This is a genomic window from Longispora urticae, from assembly GCF_053902585.1.
Genome location: NZ_JAQZSH010000040.1, coordinates 67,758 through 87,475 on the forward strand (window position 1 = coordinate 67,758; position 19,718 = coordinate 87,475).

General features: G+C 73.8%; 20 protein-coding genes and 1 pseudogene. 9 read left to right on the forward strand and 12 right to left on the reverse strand.

The window, feature by feature from the left end:
* Nucleotides 1-64: 64 nt before the first annotated feature.
* Complete coding sequence (gene cpt, locus PT931_RS27040) at nt 65-604, reverse strand: chloramphenicol phosphotransferase CPT (RefSeq protein ID WP_456248522.1); 540 nt, start codon at nt 602-604, stop codon at nt 65-67.
* A 99-nt stretch (nt 605-703) separates the two neighbouring features.
* Nucleotides 704-1,393 carry a TetR/AcrR family transcriptional regulator gene (locus PT931_RS27045; RefSeq protein ID WP_456248523.1) on the reverse strand — a complete coding sequence of 230 codons (690 nt, stop codon included), beginning with the start codon at nt 1,391-1,393 and terminating at the stop codon, nt 704-706.
* Between the two features lie 113 nt (nt 1,394-1,506).
* On the opposite strand from PT931_RS27045, the gene PT931_RS27050 reads away from it, so the two are divergent.
* Together PT931_RS27050 and PT931_RS27055 are read left to right on the forward strand one after the other, a co-directional pair.
* A complete protein-coding gene (locus tag PT931_RS27050) occupies nt 1,507-2,199 on the forward strand; it encodes a DUF4386 domain-containing protein (protein WP_456248524.1) in 693 nt (230 codons plus the stop codon).
* Between the two features lie 109 nt (nt 2,200-2,308).
* Nucleotides 2,309-2,941 (forward strand): hypothetical protein, encoded by a 633-nt coding sequence (locus tag PT931_RS27055; protein WP_456248525.1) that lies wholly within the window; start codon nt 2,309-2,311, stop codon nt 2,939-2,941.
* A gap of 37 nt (nt 2,942-2,978) precedes the next feature.
* Here the strand turns inward: PT931_RS27055 and PT931_RS27060 are convergent, their stop codons facing one another.
* Nucleotides 2,979-3,221: a hypothetical protein gene (locus PT931_RS27060; RefSeq protein ID WP_456248526.1), complete on the reverse strand. Its 243-nt coding sequence runs from the start codon at nt 3,219-3,221 to the stop codon at nt 2,979-2,981.
* A gap of 200 nt (nt 3,222-3,421) precedes the next feature.
* On the opposite strand from PT931_RS27060, the gene PT931_RS27065 reads away from it, so the two are divergent.
* Nucleotides 3,422-3,862 carry a VOC family protein gene (locus tag PT931_RS27065; protein ID WP_456248527.1) on the forward strand — a complete coding sequence of 147 codons (441 nt, stop codon included), beginning with the start codon at nt 3,422-3,424 and terminating at the stop codon, nt 3,860-3,862.
* Nucleotides 3,863-3,865: 3 nt separating this feature from the next.
* Nucleotides 3,866-4,750 carry a pyridoxamine 5'-phosphate oxidase family protein gene (locus PT931_RS27070; RefSeq protein WP_456248528.1) on the forward strand — a complete coding sequence of 295 codons (885 nt, stop codon included), beginning with the start codon at nt 3,866-3,868 and terminating at the stop codon, nt 4,748-4,750.
* On the opposite strand, the gene PT931_RS27075 is transcribed toward PT931_RS27070, so the two are convergent.
* From PT931_RS27075 to PT931_RS27085, 3 genes are read right to left on the reverse strand one after another with little or no spacing between them, the layout of a single operon-like run.
* Nucleotides 4,737-5,327 carry a CGNR zinc finger domain-containing protein gene (locus PT931_RS27075; RefSeq protein ID WP_456248529.1) on the reverse strand — a complete coding sequence of 197 codons (591 nt, stop codon included), beginning with the start codon at nt 5,325-5,327 and terminating at the stop codon, nt 4,737-4,739. The genes PT931_RS27070 and PT931_RS27075 overlap by 14 nt on opposite strands.
* A gap of 44 nt (nt 5,328-5,371) precedes the next feature.
* On the reverse strand, nt 5,372-6,322 hold the full coding sequence (locus tag PT931_RS27080) for a hypothetical protein (RefSeq protein ID WP_456248530.1): 951 nt from the start codon (nt 6,320-6,322) through the stop codon (nt 5,372-5,374).
* Between the two features lie 47 nt (nt 6,323-6,369).
* The gene (locus tag PT931_RS27085; protein WP_456248531.1) at nt 6,370-7,287 is read right to left on the reverse strand and encodes a LysR family transcriptional regulator; all 918 of its coding nucleotides are present in this window, start codon (nt 7,285-7,287) and stop codon (nt 6,370-6,372) included.
* 71 nt (nt 7,288-7,358) lie between these two features.
* Between PT931_RS27085 and PT931_RS27090 the strand changes: the two genes are divergently transcribed.
* Both PT931_RS27090 and PT931_RS27095 read left to right on the forward strand, forming a co-directional pair.
* Nucleotides 7,359-8,264: a cyclase family protein gene (locus PT931_RS27090; RefSeq protein ID WP_456248532.1), complete on the forward strand. Its 906-nt coding sequence runs from the start codon at nt 7,359-7,361 to the stop codon at nt 8,262-8,264.
* On the forward strand, nt 8,261-8,545 hold the full coding sequence (locus PT931_RS27095) for a CBU_0592 family membrane protein (protein ID WP_456248533.1): 285 nt from the start codon (nt 8,261-8,263) through the stop codon (nt 8,543-8,545). Before PT931_RS27090 ends, PT931_RS27095 begins: the two co-directional genes overlap by 4 nt.
* A gap of 93 nt (nt 8,546-8,638) precedes the next feature.
* Here the strand turns inward: PT931_RS27095 and PT931_RS27100 are convergent, their stop codons facing one another.
* The gene (locus tag PT931_RS27100; RefSeq protein WP_456248534.1) at nt 8,639-9,190 is read right to left on the reverse strand and encodes a YciI family protein; all 552 of its coding nucleotides are present in this window, start codon (nt 9,188-9,190) and stop codon (nt 8,639-8,641) included.
* Nucleotides 9,191-9,449: 259 nt separating this feature from the next.
* Between PT931_RS27100 and PT931_RS27105 the strand changes: the two genes are divergently transcribed.
* Both PT931_RS27105 and PT931_RS27110 read left to right on the forward strand, forming a co-directional pair.
* Nucleotides 9,450-10,544, forward strand: coding sequence for a TerC family protein (locus PT931_RS27105; protein WP_456248535.1), 1,095 nt, complete (start codon nt 9,450-9,452; stop codon nt 10,542-10,544).
* A 174-nt stretch (nt 10,545-10,718) separates the two neighbouring features.
* Nucleotides 10,719-11,882, forward strand: a complete 1,164-nt coding sequence (locus PT931_RS27110) for a GNAT family N-acetyltransferase (protein WP_456248536.1) — start codon at nt 10,719-10,721, stop codon at nt 11,880-11,882.
* A gap of 182 nt (nt 11,883-12,064) precedes the next feature.
* Here PT931_RS27110 and PT931_RS27115 read toward each other — a convergent pair whose 3' ends face one another.
* The 3 genes and pseudogenes from PT931_RS27115 to PT931_RS27125 all read right to left on the reverse strand — a co-directional run.
* On the reverse strand, nt 12,065-14,122 hold the full coding sequence (locus PT931_RS27115; protein ID WP_456248537.1) for a M4 family metallopeptidase: 2,058 nt from the start codon (nt 14,120-14,122) through the stop codon (nt 12,065-12,067).
* Between the two features lie 222 nt (nt 14,123-14,344).
* Nucleotides 14,345-14,605 (reverse strand): GNAT family N-acetyltransferase, encoded by a 261-nt coding sequence (locus PT931_RS27120; protein WP_456248538.1) that lies wholly within the window; start codon nt 14,603-14,605, stop codon nt 14,345-14,347.
* A 37-nt stretch (nt 14,606-14,642) separates the two neighbouring features.
* Nucleotides 14,643-14,909 (reverse strand): annotated as a pseudogene (locus tag PT931_RS27125) (GNAT family N-acetyltransferase); the annotation flags it as partial.
* A 169-nt stretch (nt 14,910-15,078) separates the two neighbouring features.
* Between PT931_RS27125 and PT931_RS27130 the strand changes: the two are divergent.
* Nucleotides 15,079-16,053: a hypothetical protein gene (locus tag PT931_RS27130; RefSeq protein WP_456248539.1), complete on the forward strand. Its 975-nt coding sequence runs from the start codon at nt 15,079-15,081 to the stop codon at nt 16,051-16,053.
* Between the two features lie 60 nt (nt 16,054-16,113).
* On the opposite strand, the gene PT931_RS27135 is transcribed toward PT931_RS27130, so the two are convergent.
* The gene (locus PT931_RS27135) at nt 16,114-18,936 is read right to left on the reverse strand and encodes a hypothetical protein (protein ID WP_456248540.1); all 2,823 of its coding nucleotides are present in this window, start codon (nt 18,934-18,936) and stop codon (nt 16,114-16,116) included.
* 64 nt (nt 18,937-19,000) lie between these two features.
* Nucleotides 19,001-19,513 (reverse strand): hypothetical protein, encoded by a 513-nt coding sequence (locus PT931_RS27140; protein WP_456248541.1) that lies wholly within the window; start codon nt 19,511-19,513, stop codon nt 19,001-19,003.
* Nucleotides 19,514-19,718: the final 205 nt, after the last annotated feature.

Genomic DNA, 19,718 nt, shown 5'->3' on the forward strand with positions numbered 1-19,718 from the left:
GCCGTCCGGCGGGTGGGGTCGGCGCGGACCGGCCCACTCAGGCCGCTCGGCCCACGCCGTCCGCTCAGGCGGCGATGGCCGCGCTGTCCGCGATGGCCCGGGCGCAGGTCAGGGCGTCGGCGGCCGTGGTGTCCACTTCAAGATCATAGAAAATGTTCTCGTGTACGAGCTGGGCCTGCGCCCGCGCCATCCCCGGCACCCGGTCGCCCCGGGCCGCCTCGCGCGCCTCGGCCGTCGCGGGCGCGCACCGCACGCCGACCCACAGCACGTCCAGTCCGTCGAGGGCGCTCCGCCAGCGGTGCTGGGAGGCGGCCCCGCCGAGGAACACCTCGTCCACGACGATCCGCGCGCCGGCCCGGGCCATGGCGGCGATGCCCAGGCTCCAGGCGACGTCCAGGCGCTGGAACTCCTCGCCGGTGCTCACAGCGCCGTCGGCGGCGAACTCGATGCCGTCGGCGGCGAGCAGCCGGGGCGGCAGCGCGTCGACCAGGGTGTCCGTCCCGAACGTCACCCAGGGCTCGGGGAGGATCTCCTGGAGCGCGCGGGCGATGGTGGACTTGCCGGAGCTGGAACCACCGTTGAGGACGATCACCTGTGCGGCCACGCGCCCCAGCCTAGCGCCCTGTGGATCATGGGCCACGCCGATGGCCGGCCCGCGCACCGGGCCGGCGGCCCCGGGGTCCGGCGCGGACCGCCCCGAGGGCTACCCCGTGGAGCTCCAGCCCCGCGCGCGGAGCCGTTCGAACCCGTCCAGGAGGAGGTCGAGGGAGAACTCGAACTCGAACTGGTCGTCACAGCCAGGGCCGACCACCGACCGACGGTCGTGGTCGGCGCGGAGGGCGATCTCCACGACGTGCGGGTACGTGTCCGCCATCGCGCGCAGCCCCGCATGGCGAACCTGGGGGTCCACGTCCGGGGACTGGTCGAACAGTTCCTGGCTGAACCCGAGGAGCCGGCTGCCCAGGGCGTGCATGGCGTGGTGGGTGAGGTCCACGGAGTACCCGTCGGCGCGGAACATGCCGATCATCGAGTCCATGTAGGCCAGCAGGACCGGCGTCGGCGCGGTCCGCGACTCGATCACGCGGGAGGCCCACGGGTGGCGGGACAGCACCCGCCGGGCGGAGAGGATCCGCTCCCGGACGGCCGCCATGCCGTCGACCCCGGGCCCGGGCGGGTCGATCTCGCCGACGACCGCGTCGACCATGCCGTCGAGGAGTTCCTCCTTGTTGGCGACGTGCTTGTAGAGCGCCATCGGCACGACGCCGAGCTCCTGGGAGAGCCGGCGCATGCTCAGCGCGTCGATCCCGATCGCGTCGGCGAGCGCGACGGCGGCGCGCAGCACCCGTTCCGTGCTCAGCGGGGTGCGGCGCGGGGCCTCCGTCTGCCGTGTCATCCGACCACCTTCCAGCGCGGGACGTTCCGCTTGACAGGCGTACAGCGTACACCTATGGTTGCCGGGACATCAGGTGTACGTCGTACACCTCGGGTCGAGAAGGAGAGGTCCCCATGAGCTCGACGAGAAGAACCGCGCTGTTCACCGGCGTGTTGTTCCTGCTGACGGAGGTCACCGCGATCGTGGGACTGGTGCTCTACCAGCCGGCGCTCACGGACGCCCGCTACGTCGTCGGCCCCGGCGCCGACGCCCGCGTCCTGCTGGGCGGGCTCTTCGAGCTCCTGCTCGTCGCCACCGTCATCGGCACGGCCGCCGCGCTGTATCCCGTCCTCCGCCGGATCAACCCCGGCCTCGCCCTCGGCTACGTGTGCTTCCGCCTCCTGGAGGCCGCGATCATCGTCGTCGGCACCGTCAGCGTGCTCGCCGTCGTCACCCTGCGCCAGGACCTCGCCGGGGCGGCCGGCACCGACGACGCCGCACTCGTCACCGTCGGCCACGCGCTCGTCGCCCTGCACGACTGGACGTTCCTGCTCGGCCCCAACATCGCGCTGGGCGCCAACAGCCTGCTGCTCGGCTACCTGATGCACCGGTCCCGGCTCGTCCCCCGGCCCATCGCCGTGCTGGGGGTCGTCGGCGGCGCCCTGATCTGCGTATCGGGGACCGCCGTGCTGTTCGGCCTCTACGAGCAGGTCTCCACGGTCGGCTCGCTGGCCGCGCTGCCCGTGTTCGCATGGGAGGTCAGCTTCGCGGTCTATCTGGTCGCCAAGGGGTTCAAGCCAGTCGCTCAGGGAGTCCACCCCGCCTGAGCGGCGAGGACCGACCACTGTGGCAAGTACCCGTCAGCTCGTTGACCCGCGTCGTCCGTACCCCTTTGAATGGGGTGGTCATGTCCGGCGATGCCCGGAAGGGGCCACGATGGGCGACACGCTCGGCACGGTGCTCGCGGTCGGAGTCCCCGTCCTCCTCGTGTGGAGCTACCACGCGACGTTCCGGTCCCGGGTCAGGCTGCTCAACATCCTGCTGCTGCTGGTCCTCAGCGTGGCGGCGGTGTGGCAGGCGCACCGGTACGGCCCCGGCTGGGGTGTCGTCCTCGCCTATGCCGGGGTCGGGGTCGGGATCCTGGTCGCGGCGGCGACGTTCGTCCGGGCCGCCGCGGCGGTGACCGTGGCCGCGCACCGGCCCTACACCCCGGAGCAGCTCGCCGAGGTGGTGCGGTCGCTGGCGGGCGCGCCGGGCGCGCTGCTCCTGACGATCGCGGTCAGCCCCGGCGGGAAGATCATGGTGGTCGGCGGCGAGGACGAGCCCCGCACCCTGGTCGCCGGCCTGACCGAGGGCTGTCCCCTGTGCTTCGTCGAGGCCCGGGTCCGCGAACTGGCGGGGGCGGACACCCCGGCGGTGGCCGCCTACCGGGAACGGATCAGCGCCCGGGCGAACCACAGCCTCGTGCTGACCCGCGCCGAGCCGGCCGACCCGTGGGGCTGGAAGCTCCGGCCGACCCGCCCCGGGTTCGCCTACCGCACCAGCACCTGTCCCGTGCACGCCGACTGAGCCGGCGCGCGGGCCCGTCGCGCGGCGGGTGCGGCTGTCACCAGAGGTAGAAATGCCGGAAGTACCAGCCCCGGACGGCCGGCGCGTCCTTGAACGTGCAGGCGAACGTGTACTGGTTGGACGCCTCGTAGTCGAGCCGGACGTTGTCGCACTCCTGCCAGGTCTGCCACACCCCGGCCTCCATCACCCCGCCACCGGCGGACGCGGGGTGCGCGCCGAGGAGGACGGCAGCGGTGGCGACGGCCAGTACCGCTCCCCGCAGGATGTTCCTGGTCTGCATCGACGTTCCTCTCATCGGACGGACGGTCACTGCGCCGAGCCTGGCAGCCCGGCGAGGCCGGGGCATGTCGGGTGTTCACCGGACAGGCCCGTGCCGGGGCGACTCCAGGAGAGTGATGCAGGTCACTTCTAGCGGCAGTACCCCTCTGATTGCATTAGATTTCTATTGGTAAACAGATGCCGTTACCGTTAGGAAGTCCCATGACAGTCACGCCCGGCCACGTCGGCCTCAACGTCACCGACCTGGACCGCTCCCTCGACTTCTACCGTCAGGTGTTCGCCCTCGACGTGCTCGGCACCTCGCCCGACCCCGACCGGCCCTACGCGTTCCTCGGCGTGGAGGGCAAGCTCCTGATCACGCTGTGGCAGCAGAGCACCGGCGCGTTCGACGCCGGGCGGCCGGGCCTGCACCACCTCGCCTTCCAGGTCCCCGACATCGGGGCGGTGCGGCGGGCCGAGGAGACGCTGCGCACGCTGGGCGCCGCGATCAGCCACGACGGGATCGTCCCGCACGGCGAGGGCACCGGCTCCGGTGGCGTGTTCTTCGCCGACCCCGACGGGACCCGGCTGGAGATCTACGCCCCGTCCGGCGCCGAGGGCCCCGCGCCGACCCCCGGCGCGCCGACCTGCGGTTTCTTCTAAGCCATGCACCACGCGGGCGAACGGGCGGTGCAGAGCCGGGCCGGGTTCGGCGGGCACGAACTCGGGTCGGCGACCGTCGGCGCGGAGATCCCGCCGATCGCGGCGGAGTTCCTGCGCCGGCAGCCGATGGTGGTCCTCGGCGCGGCCGACGACGCCGGAGCCGTGTGGGCCACGATGCTCACCGGTCCGGCGGGCTTCGTGGCCGCCCTGGACGAGCGGACCGTGGCGGTGGCCGACCGGCCCCGGCCGGGGCACCCGCTCGGCGGGCTGTTCGACGAGGAGCGCGACGTGGGGCTGCTCGCGATCGAGCCCGGCACCCGGCGGCGGATGCGGATCAACGGCAGAGCCCAGGCGACGGGTACGGGGCTGGTGCTGCGCACCGACCAGGTCTACGCGAACTGTCCGAAGTACATCCAGACCCGCGAACCCTCCCCCGCCGCCCCGGACGGCCCCGGGGAGGTCCTGGTGACCGGCGCGCTGACCGGTCCGCAGCGGGCCCTGATCGGGGCGGCCGACACGTTCTTCGTCGCCACGTACGCGGCCGGGCTGGGCGCCGACGCCTCGCACCGGGGCGGGAACCCGGGCTTCGTCCAGGTCACCGGCCCGGACCGGCTGACGTGGCCGGAGTACGTGGGCAACCGGATGTTCATGACCCTGGGCAACCTCGAACTCGACCCCGCGTGCGGGCTGCTGTTCCCCGACTGGGAGAGCGGCGATTTGCTGCACGTCACCGGGCGGGCCGTCGTGTCCGAGGACCCGGACCGGGTGGCGGCCGTGCCCGGCGCGCAGCGACTGGTCGACTTCGACGTGCACCGGGTCGTGTCCGTCGCCCGGGGCAGCCGGCTGCGCTGGACGTTCGGCGAATACTTCCGGCTCAATCCGCGCTGACGCCGCCCCGGTGCCGCTCGTAGTACCGGGCGGCCCGGGCGCGGTTGCCGCACGCGGCCGAGCACCACTCGCGGCGCGGGTGGTCGCGCACGAAGTACAGCACGCAGCCGGGGCCGGGGCAGGAATGCACCTCGGTCCGGTCCGGCCCGGCGAACAGGGTCACGGCCGCGTCGGCGAGCTCGGCGAGCGCCGTACCGACCGGATCGGCCGCGCTGCGCGCCTCGACCGCCGGGCCGTCGTCCCAGCGCAGCTCCCGCCAGCGGGGCACGGCGGCGGCGCGCCGGTTCAGTTCCGCGACGGCGTCGGGGGCCGGCGCGCGGTCGTGGGCCGCCGCGTCGGCCAGGGCCCGGACCGTGTCGCGCAGGGAACGGGCGGCCGCGAGGTCGGCCGGGGAGACCGTGGGGTGTTCCGGCAGCGGGGTGGCGAGCCGGTCGCGGACCGAGGCCAGCCACTCCGCGAGGTGCTCCGCCGTGCCGAGGCCGTCGCGGATCTGGCCGCGCACCGCGTAGGTCGCGTTGGCGAACTCGATGGGCAGCGGCTCCCCGAGCCGGGGGGCGCCGCCGTCGCTGTTCCGCATTCGCTAATGGTAACCGGGGCTTGCAACCGTGAGGTAGCGACGGTCTACGGGGTGACCGGTGTCGCGGTCCACGCCTGCGGGGTCACGCGCAGCCCGCGGAGGAGCGTCGTGAGCTGCGCTTCCGGCAGCCTGGTCGCCGCCGACGGGGTGAGCGTGGCAGCCTCCACCCGGTGGCCGGACACGTCGAGGAAGACCACGGTGTGCCCGAGCAGGATCGTCGGGTGTCCGTCGGTGGTCGCGGTCGCCGGCCCGCGCTTGTCGCCCTCGCGGTGCGCCGCCTTGTCCACCCGCACCCACACCTCGGCCTTGTTCGGGTCGCGGTCCACCCAGATGGACTTGTCACTGAACGTGAGGGTCGTCCGGTAGGTTCCATCGGGCTGCGTGACGACATCCGTCGCGGAGACCGGCAGCCCCGCAGGCGCCGGCACGGTGAACGGCAGCGTGACCGGCTTGTCGCCGTCCATCGTCACGGAGGCCGCGACCCGCTGGGCGATCACCCGGGTCTCGGCGTCCGTGCCGGAGTCGTTGCCGGTCACCCGCACGGTCGCGCGGGCGCCGGGCGCCCATTGCCAGGTGAGGGTGCCCCCGGTGTCCCACGTACTGGGCTTGTCGCCGACCGGCGGGGCCGGGTGGGTCTCCAGCGGCGCCTGCCCCCGCTCGTCCGGCGTGAACCCCGGGGCGTAGGCGGTGACGTTGATGTTCAGCAGTCCGTCGCGGCGCGCGTAGAAGACCGACTGGTGGGTCGTGCCGGTGCCCGTCGTCACGGTCGGCACGTCGTCGGGCGTCCATCCGACCCGCAGCCGCAGCCGCATCGGGTCGAACGCGCTACGGACCACGGACGCGGCGGCGGTCGGCCCGCGCGCGGGGTCCGGCTGGTCGGCCGAGCAGGCGGACACGGCGCCGACCAGGACGAGGAGAGCCGCCGCCAGGTGGGGCCGCCGTCGGCCGGTGGACGCGGTCACTGTGGAGGGTCTCGGGCTGAAAAGGGGATGCACGAGGGCGAATCTACCCGGTGTGACCGCCGCACACCGCCCGCCCGTCGTCACGGTGGCAGCGTGTGCGCGCGGGTCGCCACCGCCTCGGCGACCATCCGGGCGGCGGGGCTGGGCTCGTGCCGCCCCCTACGGTGCAACAGGTCCAACCGGCGGGCGCCCACCAGGGGCAGGGCGACGGTGCGCACCGCCGGGTGCGCCTCTCCCGCGCGGAGCGCCAGCGCCGGCACCACCGCGGCGGCGAGCCCCGCCGCGACGAGGGCCAGCGCGGCCGGGAACTCCATGCACTCGTGCCGCCGGTCCAGCACGAGGCCGTGCCGCGCGGACAGCCGGTCCAGCACCCGGCGCAGCGCCGAGCCCGGCGGGCCGTCCACCCAGGGCCGGCCGCGCAGCACGTCCAGGTCGCCGACCTCGCCCCAGCTCTGCGGGACCACGACCCGGTACGGGTCGTCGAGCAGCTTCACCGTGTGCAGGCCGGCGAGGTCGAGGGGCGGGTCGGCGGCGTCGGACTCCACGACGAGCAGATCCATCTCGCCGGTCCGCAGCGCGGCGCGGCCCGGTTCGAGCTCGACCTGCCGGATGCGCACGGTCACGGCGGGCGCGGTCGTCGCGAGGTCCCGGGCCGCCGGTGCGACGAGGTGCCGGATCGCGGTCGGGAACGCGCCGATCGACACCGGCCCGGTGACCTTCCCGGTGTAGGCGGCCAGGTCGTGTTCCGCCGCGGCGAGCACGTCGGCCAGCCGCGCCGCGTGCCCGGCCAGCATCCGGCCGGCCGGCGTCAACCCGGCGGACCGCCGCCCGCCCAACCGCGAACGGTCCAACAGGGTCACGCCCGTCTCCGACTCCAACCGCGCGATGTGCTGCGACACCGCCGACGGCGTCAGGTGCAGGGTGGCCGCGGCGGCCAGCACGCCGCCGGCCTCGGCCACCGCCCGGAGCACGGCGAGCCTGCGCGGATCGATCTGCATGCAGTCACGCTACATGCATGATGTAGTAATCATCGCTGGTACTGAACGCCGGAGAGCGCGAGGATGCGTACATGACTGAGTACCGGGCGTCCTTCGACGCGGACGTGACCTTCCTCAACGGCGGCGGACTCCAGGTCCAGGGCTTCCGGCTCGACGTGCCCGGCCCCGCCGTCACCGAGGACGACCTGGAGCGCCTGTTCGTGGGCCACCTGGGCCTGCTGATGGTGGACCGGGTGCGGCTGTCCGACGTCGCCGTGGTCGCCGAGCAGCACCGGGGCTCCCGGGGCGGCCCCACCGAGACCGGCGCCGGGGGGAGCACCCGGCTGGTCGACCTGAGCCACGTCATCGAGGCCGGCATGACCACCTACCCCGGGCTGCCCGGGCCCGAGTTCACGCCGTTCCTGACCCGGGCCGACTCGCGCGGCCACTACGCCGAGGGCACCGAGTTCGCCATCGACCGGATCCAGATGGTCGGCAACACCGGCACGTACCTCGACAGCCCCTTCCACCGGTACGAGGGCGGCACCGACCTGGCCGGGCTCCCCCTGGGCTCCGTGGCCGACCTGCCCGTGGTCGTCGTCCGGCTGACCGGGGCGGCCGAACGCGGCATCACGGCCCGCGCGTTGGCCGCCAGCGACGTGGCCGGGAAGGCGGTGCTGCTGCACACCGGCTGGGACCGGCACTGGCGGACCGCCGGCTACGGCGACCCCGCGCCCTACCTGGCCGAGGACGGCGCCCGGTACCTGGTCGAGGCGGGCGCGAAGCTGGTCGGCATCGACAGCGTCAACATCGACGCCACCGACGGCAACGCCCGCCCCGCGCACTCGGTCCTGCTCGGCGCGGAGGTGCCGGTGCTGGAACACCTGACCCGGCTCGGCGACGTGCCCGTGCACGGGGCCCGCCTGCACGCCGTGCCCGCCCCGGTCCGCGACTTCGGCACGTTCCCGGTGCGCGCCTACGCGGTGGTGCCGGCGTGACCGGCGCCCTGCTGGTCGAGGCGGCCGGCTGGCTGGGCGCGGCGGCTCTGCTGCTGGCGTACGGGCTGCTGTCCAGCGGACGGATCACCGCCGGCATCGGGTACCAGGTGCTCAACCTGGCCGGTTCGGTGGCGCTGGCGGTCAACGCGGTCGCGCACAGCGCCCTGCCGTCCGCCGCCGTGAACATCATCTGGCTGGTGATCGGGGCCGTCGCGGTGCGCGGCCTCACCCACGAGGCGCGCCGGCGCCGGAGCGACTCCCGTCCGGTGACGCCCGCCTGAGGCCGGCTCGGCGCTGAGACCGGCTCGGCGCTGAGACCGGCTCGGCGCTGAGGCCGGCGTGGCGCTGAGGCGGCAGCCACGCCGGGCCGGTGGTCAGCGCCGGCCGCCGGGCTCCCAGGGGTGGACCTCGATCGTGTCGTACCGGGCCGCGTCCGGGGCCAGCAGGGCTTCGGCGGCGGCCCGGTCGGGCAGCTCGGCCAGGACCGCCGTGCCCAGCCACTCCGCGCCGTCCTCGGACAGCAGCGGGCCGTAGGCGATCAGCCCGTCGGTGCCGGCGGGCGGGGCCGGCTCGGACTGACCGGCGGCGCCGTGTCCCAGGATCAGGAACCGCTCACCGCCCCCGCCGCCGGTGAACTCCCACATCGTGCGGCCGAGCTCGTTGCGCCAGCGCCGGATCAGCACCTCGTCGAACACCCCGGCCAGCAGGTACGGCTCCTCGTACACGAACCGGTGGGCCGCCGCCGCGTCGGCGAGGTCGGCGAGGTGCACGCTCCCCGTCGAGTGCTCGCGGTCCCCGGTGAGGGTCGGGCCCCGGGCGATCAGCGCGTCGGCGAAACCGTCCATGAACGACCAGTGCGCCTCGGTCGTCCCGGCTTTCAGGGCGCCGGAACCCGAGCGGTCCCGGCAGTACACGAAGAACTCCATGACGAGATCATGCGGGTACGGGGGTCCCGGTCGCGACCCCGGCCTGCCGGCGGGTGGCAGATCCCGCGCGGGCGCTCGACGTGACCACCTCGCTCCCCCGGTGGGCTGGTACCCCCGCGGGGACCGCCCAGGCTCCAGCCTCCAGAAGCCGGGTCGGCTCCCGACTCGTAACCGGATGATGTCCTTCGGGTTGGTCCGTCGTTCGGCCGGTTCGGCGGTTTCGCCCGCGCGACGACCGCCGGGTCGGTTTACTGGGCGGATGAGCGCGGAGATCATCCTCGGGTTCCTGAGCCTGCTGCTGCTGGAGCTGGTACTCGGGATCGACAACGTCGTGTTCATCTCGATCCTGGCCGGGAAGCTGCCCGTCCAGCAGCAGGAGAAGGCGCGCCGGATCGGCCTGGGCCTCGCCCTGATCATGCGGATCGGGCTGCTGTTCGCGCTGTCCTGGGTGATCGGACTGACCGCACCCCTGTTCGACGTCTACGGGCACGAGATCTCCGGCCGGGACCTGATCCTGATCCTCGGCGGGTTGTTCCTGATCGGGAAGGCCAGCCACGAGATCCACGGCGGACTCGAGGGGTCCGAGGGCGGCTCGACCGCGCGGGCGGTCGCGTCGTTCGGCGTGGTCGTGACCCAGATCGTGCTGCTGGACGTCGTGTTCAGCCTCGACTCGGTGATCACCGCCGTGGGCATGGTCGACGAGCTGTCCGTGATGATCGCCGCCGTGGTGGTCGCGATGCTGATCACGCTGGTGCTGTCCGGCCCGCTGTCGCGCTTCGTGCACCGGCATCCGAGCATCAAGATGCTCGCGCTCGCGTTCCTGCTCCTGATCGGCGCGATGCTGCTGGTCGACGGCTTCGACCGCAAGATCCCCAAGGGGTACATCTACTGCGCGATGGCGTTCGCGCTGGCCGTGGAGCTGCTCAACATCCGGGCCCGGGCGGCGCGGAGCCGGCGGCGGGACTTCCCGAGCGGGGCGGAGCTGAGCACCCTGCTCGTCGTCGCCGACCTGGACGCCTCCATCCGGTTCTACCGGGACACCCTCGGCGCGACCCTCGTCCGCGAGTACGGCGGCACGTCCAGCGTGCTGAGCTTCGAGGGCGCGTGGCTGCTCCTGGTCACCGGCGGCGGCCCGACCCCGGACAAACCCGGGGTGACCTTCGCGCCGCCCGCCGACCCGGACCGGGTCGACCACGAGCTGACCCTCAAGGTGCCGGACTGCCGGGCCGCCCACCGGCTGCTCACCGGGCGGGGCGTCGACTTCCTCACGGATCCGGTGGAGTCCGAGTGGGAGGTGCGGTGCTTCTTCCGCGATCCGGACGGCCGGCTGATCGAGATCAGCGAGTCGCGCTAGCCGAACGCGATCCCTCGCGGCGGGCGGCTCCGAACCCGTGCGCGGCCGCCGTCCAGGTCGGCCCGAACGCCCTGCGAGCGGCCCGTGCCTCAGCGGGCGGTGATCCACTCCGTCGCGGGGAAGCCCGGGGGAAATCCGGTCGCCGTACCGCCGGAGGACCGCCAGACTCGGGCCATGGGTGACACACTTCCCGGCGGCCTGCGGCTGCGCGCGGCCCGACCGGCCGACCTGGACCAGATCTCGGCGCTGCTCACCGACCGGGGCGACGCCGACGACGCGGTCGACCTGCGCCTGGTCGTCGAGGACCCGGACGCCGGCTTCGAGGCCTGTGCCGTGGTGGTCGACGGCGACACGGTGGTGTCCACCGTGACCCTGCTGGACGAGACCCTGGTCCTCGACGGGTGCGAGCTGCCCGCCGGGCAGGTGGAGATGGTCGCCACCGCGAGGACCCACGAGGGGCGCGGACTGGTACGGGCGCTGATGGGCTGGGCGCACGACCGGTCCGCCGCGCGGGGGCACGTGCTGCAGGTACTCCACGGGATCCCGTACTTCTACCAGCAGTTCGGCTACGAGTACGCGATTCCGCGGCCGACCGGCCGGCCGGTCGTCGGGGACCTGCCCGGGGGCGGGACGGGGCTGACCGTGCGCGAGGCGGTCGCCGCCGACGTCCCGGAGCTGGCCCGGGTGCAGGAGGCCGACCAGGCCGGGGTCGGCCTGAGTCTGCGGAGGTCGGCGGCCTGCTGGCGGTGGCTGGTGGCGCGGCCCGGCAGTACCCAGTGGGTGGTGCTCTCGGGGGACACGATCGTCGGCGCCGGCCGCGACGACGGCGAGCAGCTCGTGGAGCTGGCCGGGTCGCACGAGGCGAGATTGGCGCTGCTCCGCCATGTCCGGGGGCTGCGGCCGGAGATCGAGGTCACCGGCTGGGACACCGCCGACTATCTCGGCCCCGGGTCGTCGCAGGCCGAGGCCGACATGATCCGGATTCCGGACCCGGTGGCGTTGTTCGAGCGGCTGCGGCCGGTGTTCGGGGCCCGGCTGGCCAGGGCCGGGGTCGCCGACCTCGAGGTCGTGGTGTCGCTGTTCCGGTCGCACCTGCGGTTCGGCTACTCGGGTGGTGCGGCCGGGCCGGTCAGCGGGGGCGGGGTCATGCAGGCGCCGGGGGCCGTCGGCGGGGCGGGGATCGCACCCGACCAGCTCGCCGCCGTGCTGTTCGGCCCGCACGGCATCGCCGGGCTGTCCACCCAACAGCCGGACGTGTACCCGGGGCGCAACCGGGACGTGATGACCGCGCTGTTCCCGCCGGTGGACTCCGACGTCCGGCTGTTCTACCTGCCCTGAGCCGCACCGCACCGCACGTCACCGCCCTGGGAACCTCGGCCCCGGCGCGCACGGCGCCGGACCGAACGCGCGTCCAGGCGTGGGATCAGAGGTCCCCCGGACCGCTGTGTCCACCGCCCCGAACAGTGGTGGCGGTCTCGTCACCCACGACGACGAGACCGCCACGCTGATCCGGAGGCGCGTCAGCTCACCGTGAGCGCCGTGTCGTCCACGACGAACGAGGTCTGCAGCGAACCGTTCTCGACGCCGTTGAACGTGATCGTCACGGTCTGGCCGGCCAACGCGGACACGTCGAACGACCTCAGCGTGTACCCGGCGGCCTTGTTCAGGTTCGAGTAGGTCGCCAGGGTGGTGGAGCCCGCCGTCACGGTCAGCTTGTCGTTGGCCGCCGAGGTGGTGGTCTCCGCCGTGTCGATGTGCAGGTAGAAACTCAGCGTGGCGCGGCAGCCGGCCGGGATGGTCACCGACTGCGACACCGTGTCGGTGTGGCCGGAGCCGTACCCGTCGAGCCAGGCCTTCCGGGTGCCGCCGTGCGCGGGCTGGGAGGACGAGCTGTCGATCACGCCGGACGTGGCGGTCCACGGCGCGGCCGAGGCGGACTCGAAGCCGGGGTTGCCGAGCTTCTGACCGGAGCAGGTGCCCGGGCCGGCGGTCTTCGTGGGGGTCGGGGACGCGGTGCCGCCGGCGCACGTCGGGTCACCGGTCTGGGCCGGCACGCTGACGGCGTCCCACGCGGCCTTGACCGTGTTGAACTCGGTGCAGCCGGTACCCCCGTAGAGGTTCTTCGCGGCCTGCAACGTCCAGGTCCGGTACGTCAGGTAGGACGCGCTGGAGGTCTTCATCAGCATGGCGTTGTACAGGATCGTGATCCACTTCTGGACGCCGATCCCGGTGACGCTGGAGTTGTCGCAGGTCGGGCTCACCGGGCCGCCGGCCGGGTTGCTGCCCTTAGCCACCAGGTAGCTCCAGTGGTTGCCCACACCCGCGCTGGTGTGCGACTCGCCGGTCGGGATGGAGCTGGAGTAGCAGTTCGGGTGGTTGTCGATCAGCGACGGGTTGTACATGTTGCGGATCGGACCCTTGCCCTCCATGTCGACCTCCTCGCCGATGGTCCAGTCCGGAACGTCGTGCGGGCTCGGCTCGTTGGCGAAGTGCTCGGTCGCCGTGCCGAAGGAGTCGGCGATCCACTCCCCCGTGCCGTTGAACGACTGGCCGCCCGGGGTGCTCCCGTCGATGCCGTGGCCCAGTTCGTGGGCGACCACGTCGACGGAGGAGAGCCAGCCGTTGGCGACGTTGCGCCCGATCTGGACCTGGCTGCCGTCGAAGTAGGCGCCGACCCCGTCGAGGCCGACCCGGATCGGCCACGCGCCGCCGGAACCGTCGATCCCGTTGCGGCCCAGCCACTGGGACAGCATCCTCGCCTCGGTCTGCGCGGCGAACAGGGCGTCCACGCAGCCGGTCTCCTTGTTGCTCGCCGAGCCGTTGCCCCAGGAGTCGTCCGGACCGGTGAGGGTGGTGTTGTTCGCCGCGTCCTGGCAGCTCAGGTTCGTGATCGACGGGTCCTTCATCGAGTAGGTGCTGCCCGACTTGCTCGTGTTGAGCGCGACGGCCGGCCCGTTGTAGGCGGAGTTGCCGGTGCCGTGCGCGACGCGGTCCCGGGTGCGCAACACGGCTCCGGTGAGCGCGTCCACGTCCACCGTCAGGCGGCTCGGGCGGCCGGCGGCGCGGCCGGTCACCGTGGACTCCCAGGCCAGCTTCGGCGTGCCGTCCAGCGCGTACACGACGAGCTGGGTGCCCTCCAGGGTCGCCCCGGTGACCGTGCTCCCGGCGGTGGCCTCGGCTGCCGCCCGGCCGATCTTCGGCGTGATCGACAGGTCGCCGATCGGGTGCTCCTGGGCGACCGAGGCGGACTTCAGGTTCCCGAGGCCGTCGGTGGCCAGGACGAAGTCGCCGCCGGTCACCGGGAGACCCTTGTAGGTCCGGTCGTACGCCACGTACTGGGTGCCGTGCGAGGCGACGGCGTCGCGCTGGACGAAGCCGTCGTCCGCGCTGGCCCGCAGGTAGGACGGCCGGCTGGCGACGAGCGAGGCCGCCGACCGCAGCGCGGCCGCGTGGGCCGCCTGCGGGGTGGGCGCGGCCACCGACTCGGCCGGAACCGTGACGGCCGCGGCGGTACCGGCCGCGGCGACCGCGAGTGCCATGGCACCGCCCACGGTCAGGAACCGATGGGGAAGCTTCACGAGTGCTCCTTCTCGCCGGCACGCCGGCCCGCCGCCCGGTGGACGGTGGGCACGGCGGACCGGCCGGGATGAGGGGGGAGAGCAGGACGCCCCGAGGCAATGTCGGCAATTCCAAACAACCCGCCAACACCCGGGCATCGGTGAAGCTATCCGGGGTGATCCGTGGCAGTCAATGCGCTTAAGTCAACGTTAGTGCACCCTTCGGGTACCCTTGAGCCTCGCTCACTCCTGGAAGGAGTGCAGGCTCGCGAGGCGGCCCAGAGTCTGCTCGGCGTCGAACTGTTCGAACGTGCCCACGGGCTGGAATCCCAGCCGGGCCGCGAGCCGCAGCGACCGCGCGTTGGCGGACTGGGTCACGAGGATGACCGGCTGGTCGGGGAGTTCGGCGGCGGCCGCGCGCAGGGCGGCGGCCGACGCCTCGTACGCCAGTCCCGCGCCCCAGGCGTCGCGGCGCAGCAGGTAGCCCAGTTCCAGTTTCCCCACCGTCCTCTGTGACGTGTCCGGGCAGGTCGGCGGAGCGCCGGCTGAGCGTCACCGTGCCGATCAGGTCGTCGGTGGCCCGGTCGGCGATGACGAACGCGCCAGGAGCGGCGGTCGCGCCGGCCGGTCCGATCTCGGCGAGGCGGCGTTCGACGGCCTCCCAGGGCCGCGGGCCGCCGAGGTGGGCCCAGACCTCCGGGTCGGTCTGCAATGCGATGAGCCTGTCCCGGTCGGCGTCGCACGCCTTGCGCAGCAGGAGCCTGTCCGTTGCGATCCGGACGGCGGACAGGATCGGCGGAACGCTCACATGACCTCCTCGCTGGGCGTTGATCCATCAGATCATGGCACCGTCCGGTGGCCGTCCCGCACCGGTGACGGTGGGCTCACCGGCGCGGGACAGCGCGCCGACGCGTCGTCGGGCATCCTGGAACGCGCGGGGCGCGAGAGCCGCGCCGGGCGGGAGCAGGGGGCATGTGATGCGGGACAGCGGCAAGGCGTGGACGTCTCCACCCTGGACGGGCTGGACGGACCTCGCGAATCTGCGCGCCAAGCTGGCCGCCGGCGCGGACCCGGAGTGGATCGAGTACTACCGCGACCGGCCGCTGCGCATGGCGGCTGAGTACGGCACGCCCGACGTGGTGGCCGAGCTCGCCGGCCGGGTGGTCGACGTGGACGCGTCCGACGAGGACCGCTCCGCCCTGTGGGCCGCCGTGCACGCCGGCCGGCACGACAACGCGCTCGCACTGGTCGCCGCCGGGGCCGACCCGTGGCGGACGGTGGTGGCGGGCTGGTCGCCGGGCCGGTTGAACCTCGCCGGAGCGCGACCGGACCTGTTCGGCCCCGCTCCGGACGGGCAGCGACTGACACCGGCCGAGGTGGCGGCGGCAGCGGAGAGCCTGCGGCTGCGGCCCGCGCTGGCGGCGGCCGCGCGGTGGGAGGGCAGCGTGGCCTGCGTGGCCGGCATCGACGCGGCCGAGTGCGCGCACCGGCTGGGGGCCTCGCCGCTGGAGCCCGCGCTGGCCGGGGCGCTGGACGAGGCGGCGGACGGCCAGGGCTGGTTCTCGGTGTTCGACAATCTGGACGCGTCGCTGCCGGTGCTGGGCGTGGCGGACGTGCCGGGCGGGTGCGTCGTCGTGCAGCCCTGGGCGTACACGGCGGCCCTGCCGGAGGTCGTCGAGCCGTTGTCGCGCGGCACGGTGGTGTACGGCCTGAACGTGGGCCCCGGCGACGGCGCGGTGGGCTCGGTGAGCCGCGACGGTGAGATGGTCGCCGGGGATCTGGCTCCCGGCTGCGACGGCTGGGGCGACGAGATGACCACCGGGGAGGTCCTGCTCGGGTACCTCTACCGGGACGACCACGTCGGGCACAGCTACGCCTACGCGGGTCTGCGCCCGGTCGACGCGGGCCCGCTGCTCGGGCGGACGGACCGTTGGGTGCGCCTGCGGAGCTGAGGCTCCGGCACGCCGAACGGGTCCGGACACCGTCGGAAAGGGGTAGGGCGGCCCGCGCGGTCAGCCTGGCGTGCTCCCGGGTGCGGTGACGGTCGGCGGCGCCAGTTCCCGCAGCCCCCACGCCGCCCGGAACCCCCCGATCGTCAACCACGCCAACCGCGAGTTCACCGCGAACAGCTGCCGGGCCCGCGCCAGGGTGTCCAACGATCCCGCCCCCGCCCCGTCCCGGGCCGCCGCGAACCTGTCCGCCGTGAGACCGGCGTCGAACACCTCCAGCACGGTCGCGCAGTGGTACAGGTAGCCCAGCGCCTCGTGTTGCAGGCGGACCAGCCGCGCGTGGTCCTCGGTGGCGAGGTCGACCGGCCGGTCGGTGACGGGCGGGGCCCCGACGGCGGCCAGCAGCACGGCCGGGTCGGGTGTGGCGTGCGCGTCGAGGTGGCGCATCAGCAGGCTGGCGTGCGGCTCGGCGTCGACCTGGCGGGCGATCACCGCGCACGTCGCGTCGATCTTGCGGCGGAGGTCCGCGCCGACGAGTTCGCGGCAGACGTCCCCCAGTTCGGTGGCGCGGGAGCCGGCCAGGGCGCGGGCGACCCGGATCAGGTCGCGGGGCAGTCCACCGGCCAGGCAGTGGCACAGGGCGACGAACGGTTCGGCGATCCCGACGGTCCGGCTGCGCAGCAGGGCGCCGGTGTCGGCCAGGTTCAGGTACCGCACCGTGAAGATGTCCTCGAACGCCGAGTCGAAGGCGTCCCGGATGGGCAGGCCACGGCGCTCGAAGGACGACAGCGCGTCCTCGGAGACCGAGATCAGGAACAGGCAGCCGGGTACGTCGAGCGCGAAGAGCACCTTCACCTCGTTGAGGAACTCCTGGGCCCGCTCCGGCGTCAGGATCTTGTCGAGCTCGTCGAGGATCATCACCACCGGGATGGGCGCGATATTGGGCTGTGCGGCCAGCACCCGCACCGTCACGGCCAGGAACTCCCGCAGGTCCGTGATGATCTCCGGGTACGTCAGGGGCTGCTGGGCGAACTCCACCGAGCCGCTGCGGTGGGCCTCCGCGCCGAAGGGCAACCCCACCTTGCCGGACCAGCCCGCGACGTGCTTCTGCTGGTACCGGATCTGCTCCAGCTTCCCGTCGGCGTACTCGTGCAGGGTCGTCAGGTCGTCGACGTCGGCCGGGCGGAGCGGTCGGCGCGCCCGCAGCCGGTCGTGCCGCGCCACCGACAGCACCACCCCGGCCACCGTCGCCAGCAGGACCGCCTGCCACCACACCCCCACCAGCCAGTCCCAGGCCGGCGGCCGTTGGCCGTGGACCAGCGGCTGCCCCAGGTACGCCGCCGCCAGGCCGACCGCGCCGATCACCGCGGCGAACCGGCAGCGGGCGAGGACACCGGCGAACCGCGCCCAGGACCCGGGCCGCTCGTCGCCCCGGCCGTGCGCCCGGGCCTCCCGGCACAGGCTGGCGTACAGGTGCAGGGCGAACTCGCGCGCGTCGTAGGCCACCGGCACGCTCTCCGACACCGCCAGATGCCGGGTACCGGTGGGCAGGAAGCGCCCCGCCCGGTAGTACTCCAGCAGGGTCGACTTGCCGACGCCCCGGGGCCCGGACAGGCCGAACGCTCCCCCGCCGACCTGGTCGATCCGCCGGCGGAACTCCTCGAACACGCCGGTGATGATCACCCGGTCGGCGGCGTGCATGAGCCGCAGCCCGCTGGCGTCCAGTATCGACAGCCGGGTGGTGAACGGCGGCTTCACGAGGGCGTTCAGCCGGTCGGTGAGGAACGGCAACAGGACCTGCCGGGCCGCGTGGTCCCAGCGCTGCCGGCACAGGGTCAGCTCGTCCAGCAGCGTCCGCTCCGCCGAGCGCCAGCCGAGGCTTCCGGCGAGTGTCGAGTCCCTCGACAGTCGGCGGAGTGCCGGCCGGCGGGCCAGCCAGCGCAGCGCCCGCACCAGGCCGAACGTGACCAGCACCGCGGCCAGGGGCACGGCCGGCGGCAGGAGTGCGGCGGATCCGCCCGCGACCAGCGGGAACCCGTCGAGCCACCAGGCCACCACGCCGCTGGGCAGCAGCACCGCCGGGATCCACCGGGCCGCGCGTTGCAGCAGCGGATCATGCGGGAGCGGGTGCGTCGCGGTCCCCGGGGACAGGAAGTTGATCAGGCCGCCCACCAGCGCGATCAGGAGGAAGAAGGAGAGCGCGGCCGTGGCCACCACCCAGAGGGTCCAGGCCCAGAACGCCCCGAGTCCGTGGACCGTCGCCGGCCACAGCGCGCCGCGTGCGGTGAACCAGCCCCCGACCAGCCCCAGTCCGACGTGCACCAGCCACCAGTCGACGCCGGCGTCCCGTGCGCGGCGGAGGAACTCGGGGTCCACGCGCGCCCGTACCCGTCGAAAGCAGAACCAGGTCAGGAACACCGCCGCCGGCAGGACCAGGGCGAGCCCCGGCAGCAGACCGAGCCGCCTGCCCAGCAGGGGTGCGGCCGTGGCCGCCGACGCCGAGATCCCACCCCAGAAGCACAACGCCCAGAACCGGCCGGCGGGGTCGGTGGCCGGGCCGCCGGACACCTGCCCGGTCTGGTGCCGGGCGATGGCCTCCTCGGCGGTGCGCAGCGCGGTGATCTGCGGGTTGGTCGCCCGCAGCAGCGCGTCCTCCGCACCCTCGGCCTCCTGTGCCAGGCGTTCCGGGCTGATCCGGCTGTCGCGCAGCGCGGGGGCCAGCTCCGGCCCGCGGGCCACGGCGAGCACCAGCTCCGCCAGCCGCTCGCCCAACTCCCCGAGCAGGGGGTCGGGTGCGGGCAGTTCGGGCGTGCTGGCGGCGTCCTCGGAGCCCGCGCTCCCGGTTCGGTGCCCCGAGGGGACGGCCGGCGGATCGGACTCGGTCACGGTGCCTCCGGTCGGGTGAACGCTCGGATGAAGCGCCCAAATTAACACCGAGCGTCAATGTTGATCACTCCATGATGGCCGACCCCTGCCGCCGCCCGTACCCGGCGAGCCTCGGCCGCGGCCCCGACCCCGCCAGGTACAGGCACACCCCCACGATCGGCAGCTCCAGCAGCGCGGCCATCGCGACGGCGACCAGCAGCGGCCAGCCGCCCTCCGCGCCGGTCTCGGCCAGGTCCCAGCACGCGTCGCCGATCAGCAGTCCGGCGATGGCGAACGCGGCCAGCCGGGCGATCGGCAGCCTGCGCCGGGCCCAGTAGGCCAGCAGCAGCAACACGGCGACCTCGACCAGGTCGTAGCAGACCCAGGGGTCGACGAACCACTGGCCGACGACGACGAACGCCTCGCCGACCTCGGTGCCCGCGTCGAGCACCGCGCTCCCGGTGGACTCCGTGCCGGGCCGGAGGTACAACACGTCCTCGCTGGAACCGGTGGCGATCAGGACGGCGATCCAACCGAGCAGCACGACGGCCAGGGCGAGGGCGGCCGGGGCGACCCGGGTGCGGTACCAGAGGGGCATGACCCCACGCTGCCGTAGCGATCTTGAGCCCGCCATCGGGGTTCGCCCGGAGTTGTCCCCTAGGGCGGGGTTCGCCGGCGCGGGCCCGCGGGCTGAACTCCGCGGCACCCGCCACGCGTTGTGGTCCTCGGTCGTGCTGCTCAGCGGGCGCGTGCCGTGGCGGCTGGTCCCGCCCCGGGCGCGCCGGGGCGGGACCAGCCCGGGA